This window comes from Flavobacterium luteum (genome assembly GCF_008806775.1).
Classification (GTDB): Bacteria; Bacteroidota; Bacteroidia; order Flavobacteriales; family Flavobacteriaceae; genus Flavobacterium; species Flavobacterium luteum.
On record NZ_WAEM01000005.1, the window covers coordinates 1 to 12,619 of the forward strand.

Annotated in this window: 7 protein-coding genes; all 7 read left to right on the forward strand. The window is 34.7% G+C overall.

Going from position 1 to position 12,619, the window contains the following annotated elements; genetic code table 11:
- Positions 1-1,534, forward strand: a 1,534-nt coding sequence (locus F6464_RS10140) for a T9SS type A sorting domain-containing protein (RefSeq protein WP_151107696.1), incomplete at its 5' end; no start/stop codon positions are given.
- Between the two features lie 271 nt (positions 1,535-1,805).
- Positions 1,806-3,179 carry a T9SS type A sorting domain-containing protein gene (locus tag F6464_RS10145; protein ID WP_151107697.1) on the forward strand — a complete coding sequence of 458 codons (1,374 nt, stop codon included), beginning with the start codon at positions 1,806-1,808 and terminating at the stop codon, positions 3,177-3,179.
- 175 nt (positions 3,180-3,354) lie between these two features.
- Positions 3,355-4,821: an arylsulfatase gene (locus F6464_RS10150; RefSeq protein ID WP_317132238.1), complete on the forward strand. Its 1,467-nt coding sequence runs from the start codon at positions 3,355-3,357 to the stop codon at positions 4,819-4,821.
- Positions 4,822-4,873: 52 nt separating this feature from the next.
- Positions 4,874-6,373 carry a sulfatase family protein gene (locus tag F6464_RS10155; protein WP_151107698.1) on the forward strand — a complete coding sequence of 500 codons (1,500 nt, stop codon included), beginning with the start codon at positions 4,874-4,876 and terminating at the stop codon, positions 6,371-6,373.
- A 262-nt stretch (positions 6,374-6,635) separates the two neighbouring features.
- On the forward strand, positions 6,636-8,681 hold the full coding sequence (locus F6464_RS10160; protein ID WP_191963359.1) for a T9SS type A sorting domain-containing protein: 2,046 nt from the start codon (positions 6,636-6,638) through the stop codon (positions 8,679-8,681).
- A 13-nt stretch (positions 8,682-8,694) separates the two neighbouring features.
- Complete coding sequence (locus tag F6464_RS10165) at positions 8,695-10,455, forward strand: T9SS C-terminal target domain-containing protein (RefSeq protein WP_151107699.1); 1,761 nt, start codon at positions 8,695-8,697, stop codon at positions 10,453-10,455.
- Between the two features lie 142 nt (positions 10,456-10,597).
- Entirely contained in the window at positions 10,598-12,601 is a 2,004-nt protein-coding gene (locus F6464_RS10170) for a T9SS type A sorting domain-containing protein (RefSeq protein WP_191963360.1), read from the forward strand.
- The last annotated feature ends 18 nt before the right edge of the window (positions 12,602-12,619 follow it).

Consider the following 12,619-nt stretch of genomic DNA (forward strand, 5'->3'; position numbering starts at 1 on the left):
AGTTAATCAAAGTTTAACGGTGTCAAAAGCCAACCAAAGCATTACTTTTAGTGCCTTGCCTTCTAAGACAGTAGGTAATGCTGACTTTAACCCAGGAGCAACAGCCAGTTCTGGTTTAACTGTTTCTTATGTTAGTAGCAACACAGCAGTAGCAACCATAGTAAATGGATTGATACGCATTGTTGGCGCTGGTACTGCTACTATTACTGCTTCTCAAGTAGGCGATACGAACTACAATGCAGCTCTTTCAGTTAATCAAAGTTTAACGGTGTCAAAAGCCAACCAAAGCATTACTTTTAGTGCCTTGCCTTCTAAGACAGTAGGTAATGCTGACTTTAACCCAGGAGCAACAGCCAGTTCTGGTTTGACTGTTTCTTATGTTAGTAGCAACACAGCAGTTGCAGCCATAGTAAATGGATTGATACGTATTGTTGGCGCTGGCACTGCTAGTATTACTGCTTCTCAAGTAGGCGATACGAACTACAATGCAGCTCTTTCAGTTAATCAAAGTTTAACGGTGTCAAAAGCCAACCAAACAATTACTTTTAGTGCCTTGCCTTCTAAGACAGTAGGTAATGCTGACTTTAACCCAGGAGCAACAGCCAGTTCTGGTTTGACTGTATCTTATGTTAGTAGCAACACAGCAGTTGCAACCATAGTAAATGGATTGATACGTATTGTTGGCGCTGGTACTTCTACTATTACTGCTTCGCAATTGGGTAATACGAACTACAATGCAGCAACAAATGTATCCCAAACACTTACCGTATTAGCGCAGGTAGTAACAACTTATGCTCCCACTTCCTTTACGGTGCTTCTCGGTACAAGTAATACGGGTACTGTTAGTAGATTAGCGTTAAATGACAATTCTGTTTTGGTTTTTAATTCGTCAACGTCCGGTACAAGAAGTTCAGATTGGTATAGTAGTACTTTTATTACTCAGGCTCCATCTAGTGTAACAAAGCTTACCATAAACTATGATGGCAAGTATTCGATAAGTAGAACACAACTACTTTACTTATACAATTGGTCCACTTTGTCTTGGACTCAGATTGATTCTCGCACGGTATCTACTACCGATGTACTGGTTACCAATATTCAAAATTCGCCTGTCAATTTTATTTCTCCTACAGGAGAAATTAGGTTAAGAGTTTTCAGCTCAGGAGGCAGTAATAATTATACTTGTTCAGCGGATTGGGTAAGTTTTACAGTGCAAAATACTAGTGGTTTAAGATTAAAACAAGATACGAGCCAAACAGTTTCTTCGAATAATACAAAAAATTTCAAAGTTTTTCCAAACCCTGCCACTGGATTCTCAAACTTTGAATATAGTATTCCTGCGGAAGGAAAAGTTCAATTAAGTATTTATAATTTAAACGGTCAAATGATAAAAACAATTGTCAATAACGAAACGCATTTATCAGGCAATTATACAAAAGAATTTAATGTTAGTGGTTTGGGTAATGGAGTTTATGTTGCTCAATTAAAAGTTGGTAACGAAGTTAAGATTATTAAAGTAATTGTTAAGAATTAATACAGAATTTATATAAAGGTTTTTATTTATTAGGACTGCAACATTTTTTGTCACAGTCCTTTTTTTTGTTACATAGCGATAAAAAGGTGTTGGTTTTTAATGTCTTGTATGAATTGGACTCGTTATATTTACGCTTTTTTTTAAATATTAGTTCCCTAAGTTAATAAACGATATTGAAACAAAATCGCCTTATATATAATACTTTTTCGCTAAGACTAATTTAGAGTTATTGTCTATTTTTACAAAAAATATAACTTTAAACTTTTTTATTATGAAAACAAAAATTACTTTTCTATTCTTATTTATTATTCCTTTTCTAACTTTTGCTCAACAATTTAACACTCCTGGAGATAATGAAGGTTTTGTTATTGTAGGAACTACTACAAACACTTTAGTTGCAAATGGTACTGATTTGGTGTTAACCATGGCAAAAAGTGGTAACCCTGTAATTGCAACAGCAACTGCTAATATTGATGCAGACACTAATAATTATCTTGAAATCAGTTTAAAAAACAACAGTACTACCGATCAATTGAGATTTTCTAATACAAACCCTGCAGTAGCTCCTTTTTCGAATATAGTTATAACAAAGGGAGATACCAGCTATCAAACGTATTATGTTGATATTACCGCTTGGACAGGGATTGTAAATGTATTGAGTATTGTTGGTAAGCCTACTACTGGGGGTTATACCTTTGTGGGTGCAGGCGAAACTATTTCAATTGATTATATTAAACCTGTTGTTTCCTTGCCAATCGTAGTAACTCCTGAAGTAAACACTTTTAGTTTTGACGGGGCTTCTAATGGTGGTTTTACAACACTTTTGAGAGCTACCGCAGTTCAAGCTACGGAATCATCAAAAGAAACTTTAAAAATAACGTGTACTGCTGCCAATACAGGTAACTCTAAAGTGAGTTTAGCTGCAGGTGTTGCTCATGTTGGTGGTCTAAACAAATATGCGCACATAATTATTAAAAACACATCCTCGAATAATGCTTTCCAAATAGCTGGTCTTGTTGGTGGTGTAGTTAAGTCTTTTAACCCAAAACCAGTTTTCACGGCTAATGATACAGACTATATGACTTATGATTTTGATTTAACCACTTGGGATGATGCTAATCAACAACCTGATTTAATCATCGGTGTTAAATCGACTTGGGCAGCGACAGGAGTTTATGCGGTAAATGATCAAGTTATTTCTTCAAATAGCACGTATAAAAACTTAACAGGTATAAATACTACAAACAATCCAAGAGCTGATATAATAGCTAATGCAGCTGCGGTACCACCTCTTCCTCAAAATTGGGAATTAGTTGGCATAGAAGGTGCCCTTTTAGATATTACAAATCCAATCTACATAGATCAAATTGTTTTTGACAACGAGAAAGGAAATTTAGGAAATAGAGATTTTGGATCAAAAAGCAATACTATTGCTATTTATCCAAATCCTGCCAGAAATGTTCTTAATGTGAAATCAGACAATACGATTTCAAAGATTGATGTATACGATATGCAAGGTAAAAAAGTGGCTTCTAAAAACAATACTTCTGATATCAATGTATCTTCATTAGGAAAAGGAATTTATATTATTTCAGTGCTACAAGATAACGGAAGTGTAGCTTCAAAACAGTTTGTAAAAGAGTAACAAATTCTCAATTTAAATTCAATACTTACTAATTTATAATAAAGCAAACATCCTAATTTTTATACAATTAGGATGTTTTGTATTAATACAATTGCTAAAATTAAATCTGAACTGCAGTGAGAAGAAAGAATTTAAATTTAGTATCGAACTAATAATTATAACTTAAAAAATGCAAATGATTAATTTAATGATGAGAAAAGGATTCTACATTGTTTTTGTAAGCATTTTTTGCTTATTTCAAACTACAGTATACGCACAACAAAAGCCAAATATTATTTATATACTCGCTGATGATTTGGGCTATGGTGATTTGTCTTGTTACGGTCAAGAAAAAATAAACACCCCAAATTTAGACAAACTTGCCAGTCAAGGCATGCAGTTTATGCAACATTATGCAGGAGCTCCTGTTTGTGCGCCATCTCGATCTTCCTTGATGAGTGGACAACATACTGGTCATACTTCCATTAGGGGCAATGCTACAGAAAAAGGGATGGAAGAAGGTCAAGTACCAATGAGTGGAAAAACCATTACTTTAGCCGAAGTTTTAAAACAGGCAGGTTACAAAACTGGGGCTTTTGGAAAATGGGGATTAGGCTATATCGGTTCCGAAGGGGATGCGAATAGTCAAGGCTTCGATGAGTTTTTTGGTTATAATTGCCAGGCAGTTGCTCATCGCTATTATCCTGATCATTTGTGGCACAATCGCGACAAAGTGATGCTTGAAGGTAACGATTGGAAACATACTGTTACTTATGCTGCAGATGTTATTCATGATAAGGCCTTGCAATTTATTTCTGACAATAAGGAGAAGCCTTTTTTTATGTATTATCCAACGACCCTTCCTCATGCCGAATTAATCGTTCCTGATGATGCTATATTTAAAGCGGAAAGAGAAAAATTTGGAAATGAAAGACCCTACGTTGGAAAAAAGAAAGGTGATGGCGCAGATTACGGCGAAAAGTTAGTGATTAAAGAATATACTAAGCAAAAATATCCACACGCTACTTTTGCTGCTATGGTTATACGATTGGATCAACATGTTGGAGAAATAATGGCTAAGTTAAAGGAATTAGGTATCGAAAAAAACACCATTATTATGTTTTCAAGCGATAATGGCCCGCATGATGAAGGTGGAGCAGATCCGGATTTTTTTAATAGTAATGGCGATTTAAAAGGCATAAAAAGAGATGTTTATGAAGGTGGGATTAGAGAGCCCATGATTGTCCAATGGCCAGCTCAAATAAAAGCCGGTTCAAAAACCAACAATGTAACGGCATTTTGGGATGTGATGCCTACATTGGCAGAGGTTGCCCAAGTAAAAACACCCAAAGAAAGTGATGGAATTTCTTTTTTACCCACTTTGATTGGAAAAAAACAGAAACAGCACGATTTTTTGTATTGGGAATTTCATGAAAAAAACTCAAGTCAGGCGGTTCGATTAGGCCAATGGAAAGGAATACGACAAAATATTACAAATTCAAAGAATGCTCCAATAGAATTGTATGATTTAAGCACTGATGTAGGTGAAGAAAAAAATATTGCCACCGTTCATCCCGATATTGTGGCTAAAATTGCAAAAATTATGAATGATTCTCATATTGAAAATGATAGATTTCAATTTGATTATGAAAATAGTAAATAAGAGCAACATTATAAGCCATTAATAAAACAAATCAATATTAATTTATAAATAAATGATTTTAAATAGCAAATCGAAAGTAGTACTATTACTAATTGTTTTTCTAAATTTATCTTTTGCATTCGGTCAAAAATCAAATAAAAGTGGAAACAATAAACCTAATATCCTCCTCATTTTATCGGATGATCACAGCTTTCCTCACGTCGGTTGTTATGGAGATGAAAATGTATTAAAGTATAATTTAACGCCTAATTTAGATTCGTTTGCTAAAGAAGGAATGCGTTTTACAAGAGCTTACACAACCGCGCCCCAATGTGCTCCATCAAGAACATCGATATTTACGAGTTGCAGCCCAGTGAGTATTGATGTGTCCCGGTTTGGAGAGCCTTCAAGAAAGGAAGTTCCTTTTTTTACGGATGTGCTAAGAGAAAATGGATATTGGGTAGGACTTGACGGCAGAAACCATCATTTAGACGGAGCAATAGAAAGCAAAAATCCAATGATAAATGAAGTCCTTACAAAAGAAGGAATGAAGAATCTAGAACAACGTTTTGACCATGTTGCTCGATTCAATACCAAAGGAGAAAATTTTTCAAAAGTACCAGAACGATTCAATACGGTTTTAAGTGAGATTCCTGAAAACAAACCCTTCTTTCTTTATTTTGGGTTTAACCAACCCCATCGTTCTTTTGATGAAGATTATGAGGAAATTAATCCAAATGATTTGGTTTTACCTCCTGATTTTCCAGATTTGCCAGAGATCCGAAAAGACTATGCTAGGTACCTTTCAGATGTGAGAGATATGGACAAATGTATGGGCTATGTATTAAAAGTTTTGGCCGATAGAAAGTTAGATAAAAACACTATTGTCATTTTTATGGGTGATAATGGAGATTCTTTATTGAGAGGAAAGGGAACACTTGCCGGAAGAGGGATTCATGTTCCATTAATTGTCAGATGGCCAGGCGTAGTGAAGGGTAATGTATCTAGTGTTGCTTTGGTCAGTGGCGAGGATATTGGACCTACCTTATTGGACGCTTTAGGATTAAATTTCAAAAAAGAAGTTTCGGGAATAAGTTTTCTAAGTGTTTTAAAAGGAACTCCAACAGGAAATGAACGAAAGTATGTTTTTGCCGAACGTGGTTTTCATGCAGGACCTTTGATAAGAACTGATGGTTTGGACCTCTCTAGATCGGTGACTTCCAGCCAATATCATTTTGTTTTCAATGCGTTGCCAAAACAAGAGTTTGCTCAAGTTGATATGGTAAAAACAAAGGCTTGGGAAGAACTGCTCAAATCTCATTCGGAAAACACTTTGGGAGAGACTTACAATAGATTGTATTTTTATAAGGAACGCCCCATTTTTGAATTGTACGACTTAAATAGAGATCCTTTTGAATTAAACAATTTAGCTGGTCAGAAAGAAAGTATTGAAATCGAAAAAACACTTAGAAATGAAATGGAAGCTAAGATGCTTAAGGATCATGATTTTCTTCCTTTGCCCTCTGATGTAATTGAATATGGAAAGAAAAAAAAGGCAAAAACTGAGGAATAATGTTCTTGTTTTTTTCTTGTAATTTTTTTTAAAATACTATGCTTGAAGCAGCTTTTTGTTATAACGCTTGAGGATGCTGGTATTTCTTAATTATTTCTTAAATTATTCATTTTTTGAAATAGTGAAACAAAATTGCATACTAATGACCAATTATTACTCATTACTCTAGGTAACAAGGTTTATTTTTGTCGCTAATTATACAATTATATGTTTATAATAAATTAAAATTGGGTTTTTAACAATTGTATTAAGCAATTAAAAAATGAAAAAAACGCTTTATAAATTCATTTCACTATTTTTTTTCCTGATACTCTTTTTGACCAAAGCACAATCGCAATCCCTACCAATTTCTTATTATGGTATCTGGGATCGAGGCGAAGGAATAGTAGATTATTCAGATCCAAAGGCAGATTTTGTTTTGGGTATTGAAACTTCAGCGAGATGGGATGATATTCAGCCTAATGGTCCAAATAGCTGGGACTTTAAGGATTTTCAAAACACGTTGGATCTTGCTGTTGCCAATAATAAGTTAATTCGGTTTAGTATAAATGTTGGGGGAGATTCCCCAGTGTGGCTTTTTAATAATGGTGTTCCAAGAGTATATGTAAATAGCAACGCTCCCAAGAATGATCAATACGCCAATCGATACCCATATTATTTAGATCCAGAGCATAAAATGTTCTATTTTAAAATGATTGAAAAATTCGCACTTTTTTTGAGAAATCAGCCCCCAGAAAAATTTAAGCACATTGCTTTTGTACAAGTAAAAACAGGAGCAACTGGTGATGAAGAACCATATAAAGGAACTGTTGTTGATAATAACTACGCCATATCTTCAAATCTATGGGAACAATTTCGTTTGGATGCTTTCAATGAATTTAAAAAATGTTTCAACGATGTTCCTGATCGAAAAGTTGTTTTGATATTCAACAATGTGGATCCTATCAAACAACCGGAAGCCTACAATTACGTCATGAACGATTTAGACCCGGTAATTGGTTTTGGCATTAAAGGCGGCGCCTATAACCGAGGGCATCATTTATCAGACGAGCAAACTTTCAAAGAGCAATGGAATCCGTTTTTAATTAATCCTAAAATAAGTCCATTAAATCCCAAAGGGGTAAAACTATTTTCGGCTTCAGAAATGGATCAGTCTTGGACAAAAGGTTTTTTTGCTTTGAACTATGAAATTGGATTTTATTGGTCATCCCTTGGAGGTATTAATACTGGGGTTTCTTGCTCAAACATTTCGGTAAGTGCTATGCGGTATGCTTTTGCTAATCCCGGGATTATTGAAACTTTTAAAATGTACAACAGATACGCTCAACAGGTTTATCCTGAAACGGCAACTACTGCTTTTTCTGTTTTTCACGAAGGACTAAATGCTGCCGATAAAGATAAATTTCCAGAGGATAAATATGGAAAAGCAACGATGAGCAACACAACCCGTTATCAAAAAATATGTGATGACCCTAAATATTATAGCAGAGGAGCCCGTATGGATGATATGGCCGCTGTAGTATTAGGACAAGTTGGTCAACGTGAAAATCAAGATTTTTACAATGATGCTGGCTGGGAGATTTGCGAAGGAAACATTGAGCGATTTTTTACCCAAATCAAACCTGATGACACATCAATAGGCCTATTTAGGGTTCGTGGAGCAATTACTGCCAATTCATCAAAATACGACCGTTTTGCTCGTTCTTTTGAGAATACAACAGGTAAAAATAAGATGTATTTTAAATTTGACAAAGAGGTGTTTACCAACTCAATCCCTAAAAGTTTACAATTCAAAATCATTTGGTTGGATAAAAATGCTGGTTCAACCTGGGCATTTAAATACCGATCGGCTCAAGGAATTAAAGTGGCAAAGCTAGTGACTGGACTAGGTGATAATACTTGGAAAGAAGTAATCTTTACTATTACCGATGCCATTGTAGATGGTAAGGGGGTAAATGGTTCTGATTTTACGCTAGAAAACACCGATATTGTTGACGATATTTTTAATGGTATCGAAGTAGGTATCGAAAGAACTGCTTTATCAGTTGGCTCGACTAAGATAATTCCATTCGATTTCATATCGTTTTTCAAACAAAATGAATTTAATGTCAAAATTAACTTGAATACCGATTCTAGAGCCAATATTAAACTTTATGCTATAAACGGAAGTTTAATTTTATCCGAAGATATTAATTTAAAAGCTGGAAACACTTTTTTCTCAAAGACGGTATCGGTTTCATCGGGAATTTATATAGCGGCAGTAAAATATGAGGATCAAACAATTTCTCATAAAATTATAAAAAAATAACGAATAAATCAATATGAAATATAAAAAAAACTGCTATCGCGTATTCCTTTTTGCACTTCTTTCTTTTGTTTATGTAGCTAAAGCTCAAAAAATAGCAATTCCTATAAGTTCCTACGGAACTTGGGATCGTGGCGAAGGGATTGACGATTATGATAATCCAAAAGCCGATTTTGTGATGGGAATAGAAGTAGGTGCACGTTGGGCGGATGTACAACCAAACGGGCCAAATAAATTTGATTTTTCTGTTTTTCAAAATACATTAGATAGAGCTGCAAAATATCATAAAATAGTTAAAATGAGTATTAATGTTGGAGGAGACGCTCCAATGTGGCTTTTTAAAAATGGTGTTCCTTTAGTGAATGTAAAAAGTAATAAACCCAAGAATGATAAATATGCAGATTCCAATCCCTATTATTTGAATGAAACCTATAAAAATTATTATTTCGAACTGATTAAGCAGTTTTCGCTATTTTTGAGAAATCAACCAAAAAATAAATTTGATTGCATCTCATTTGTACAAGTAAAAACAGGTTCGACAGGCGATGAAGAACCTTACAAAGGCAATCCTTATAATAAAACATATATAATTCCTGAAGATAAATGGGAAGCATTTCGCCTAGAATCTTTCACTCAATTTAAAAAATATTTCAATGATGTATCCGATCGTCAGATTGTTTTAACATTCAATAATGTAGATCCTGAAAAACAGCCCGAAGCTTTCAATTGGGTGATGACAAAAATAGACCCTAAAATTGGTTTTGGTTTAAAAGGAGGTGCATATAATAGGGGTCATCATTTAACTGGTGAGCAATCGTTCAAAAAGCAATGGACACCTTATTTGATTAATCCAAAAGGAATGAAGCTCTTCTCAGCTTCAGAAATGGATCAATCTTGGCAAAAGCCTATTTTTAATATAAATAAAGAACTTGGTTTTTATTGGGCAGCATTGGGTGCCATCAATACCGGACTTTCGTCAACCAATATGTCTAAAGGAGCCATCCAATTTGGTTATGAACACAAGGAGATTAGCGATATTTTTAGAATGTACAATAAATATGCCCAGCAAGTTTATCCTGCAACTGCAACGGCAGCAGTTTGTGTATTTCATGAAGGTCTTAATGTAGCAGACAAAGTCAAATTTCCCGAAAGCAAATTTGGAAATGCCAATGCAAAGAATTTAGATCGGTATGCCGCTATTTGTAATGATTCCATCTACAAAAGTCACGGTGCAAAAATGGATGATTTAGAAGCTGCGGCTATAGGGCAAGTAAACCAAAGGGAAAAACAAACAGGGTATAATGATGCTGGATGGGACATTGCTGAAGGAAATTACGAACGATTTCTAACTCAAATTAATCCAGATGAAACATCGATAGGACTATTTAGAGTACGTGGAGCCATTGATAAAAAATCCTCGAAGTACGATCGGTTTGCACGTTCGTTTGAAAATGCAACGGATAAAAACACGATGTATTTTAAATTTGATGATGAGATGTTTGCCAATTCTAAACCCAAAAAATTAAAATTCACCATTACTTGGTTGGATAAAAACGTAGGTTCTACTTGGTCCTTACAATACAACAATGGAAAACAAATGAAAACCGTTCTTGAAGTAAAAGGAAAAGGAGATAATAAATGGAAGACTCAGATTGTGGATGTAGCCGATATGTCATTAGATCATAGTGGACCGTTACAATCTGATTTTGTTTTGGTAAATACCGATAAAACAGATGATATATTTAACGGCATTGAAGTAGATATTCAAAGAAATTAAAAGATAGAACATAGCCATAAATGAGTATTAATAGGTATAATTTTTTTATTGTACCTAAAATCTTGAGTTTAAAATAAAAATTTTTAAGATGAAAAAACTAACTTTTAAATATTGCATATTCTTCGTTCTAATGGTTTCAAGTTTGAAAACAATACAAGCACAATCTTTACCGATTTCTAGTTATGGCGTTTGGGACAGAGGCGGTAAAATCACTGATTTCTCTAAAAGCAATGTCGATTTTGTTATGGGTATTGAGGCGAGTGCAAAATGGGAAGATATTGAACATGTTAAGGGAACCTTTAATTTTTCTTCTTTACAAACAGAAATAGACAAAGCCTATACTAATAATAAACCAATCAGACTAAGTGTGGAGGTAGGGCCAGATGCACCACTTTGGATGTACAAAGGAGAACCCTACTCAGGTGGTATTACTTATCCACAAGTTGAAAAGGTAACGACCAGTGGTGGAAATGATAAACCCTTCTGGCCTTTTTATCCAGAATATTTAAGCCAAACGTATCAAGATTATTTATGGATATTTTTAAGTAAATTTTCCGATTTTCTAAGAAATCAACCTCAAAGGAAATTTTCAAAAATAGCATTTGTTCAAGTAAAAACGGGTTGTACCGGCGACGAAGTTCCTTTTAAAGGGAATGTTGATAATAACCTTTATGATATATCAAACAAAGATTGGTATGATTTTCGTTTGACCGTTTTTGGAAAATACAAACAATACTTTAATGATGTACCGAATAATCCAATAGTTTTATCGTTCAATAACATTGACCCATCAGACCCTAATGAAGTATATGCTTGGGATTGGATTACTACTCAAATTGACACTAAAATCGGTTTCGGTATAAAAGGAGGGGCATTCAATAGAGGCCATCATTTGAGTGGGGAGCAAAGCTACAAGGAATCTCTGCACCAATATTTGGTCAATCCTAAATTACCAATAAAAACATTTTCGGCATCAGAAATGGACGGAACTACTCAAGATACCTATTTTCAAATCTGTGAAGATATGAGTTATTATTGGGCAGCACTTGGTGGTATCAATGTAGGCTTATCAACCAATAATTTAAACGCTGTCGCGATGGATTATGCAATAAACAATCCAATTGGTACAGATACCTTTAGAATGTTTACCAGATACGCTCAACAGGTTTATGCAGCGACCGCAACCACCGCTTTTTCTATATTTCACGATGGCTTAAATTCAGCAGATACAGCAAGATTTCCTGAAAAAGATTTTGGAAATACGAAAGCAACTATGGACAACACCGATCGCTATGTGAAGATATGTCAAGCTTATGCCAGCAGAGGAGCAAGAATGGATGATTTAGCTGCAGTTGTTCAAGGGCAAGTATATCAAAGAGCCCGCCAAACAGGGTTGAATGATGCCGGTTGGAATATTGCGGAAGGAAATATTGAACGCTTTTTTACACAAATTAATCCTAATGACACCTCCATCGGGTTGTTTAGAGTGCGGGGAACCATAACGGCAAGTTCCTCAAAATATGATCGATTTGCCCGTTCTTTCGAGAATAGTAGCGGTAAAAACACCATGTATTTTAAATTTGACCCGGAGGTATTTACCAATTCAATCCCTAAAAGTCTGCAATTCAAAATCATTTGGTTGGATAAAACAAAAGGTTCAACCTGGGCTTTTAAATACAAATCCCCACAAGGAATAAAAGAGGCAAAACAAGTTACGGGAATAGGTGACAATAATTGGAAAGAAGAAACTTTTACCATAACCGATGCCATTGTGGACCAAAGTGGTGATTATGGTTCCGATTTTACGCTTGTCAATACAGACACGGTAGACGATATTTTTAATGGCATTGAAGTAGGTATCGAAAGAACAACTTTGCCTTTGTCCGTTGGCTCGAATACAATACATCCAGCAGATTTTATTTCATTTTTCAAACAAAATGAATTCAAAGCCAACATTAATTTTAATACGAATTCAAAAGCGAACATTAAACTTTTTAACCTCAATGGAAGTCTAATGATGTCAGAAGACGTTATATTGAAAGCAGGGAATAATTTCTTCTCCAAGACTTTGTCGATTTCTTCAGGAGTTTATATTGCAGTATTAAAATTGGAGGGTAAATCCATATCTCAAAAAGTAATTAAATAATAAAAGCCAAATAAATAT

Excerpts from the sequence above, each read along its gene's own strand:
- F6464_RS10145 (WP_151107697.1), top strand. The coding sequence starts at position 1,806 with ATGAAAACAAAAATTACTTTTCTATTCTTATTTATTATTCCTTTTCTA.
- F6464_RS10150 (WP_317132238.1), top strand. The coding sequence starts at position 3,355 with ATGATTAATTTAATGATGAGAAAAGGATTCTACATTGTTTTTGTAAGC.
- F6464_RS10155 (WP_151107698.1), top strand. The coding sequence starts at position 4,874 with ATGATTTTAAATAGCAAATCGAAAGTAGTACTATTACTAATTGTTTTT.
- F6464_RS10160 (WP_191963359.1), top strand. The coding sequence starts at position 6,636 with ATGAAAAAAACGCTTTATAAATTCATTTCACTATTTTTTTTCCTGATA.
- F6464_RS10165 (WP_151107699.1), top strand. The coding sequence starts at position 8,695 with ATGAAATATAAAAAAAACTGCTATCGCGTATTCCTTTTTGCACTTCTT.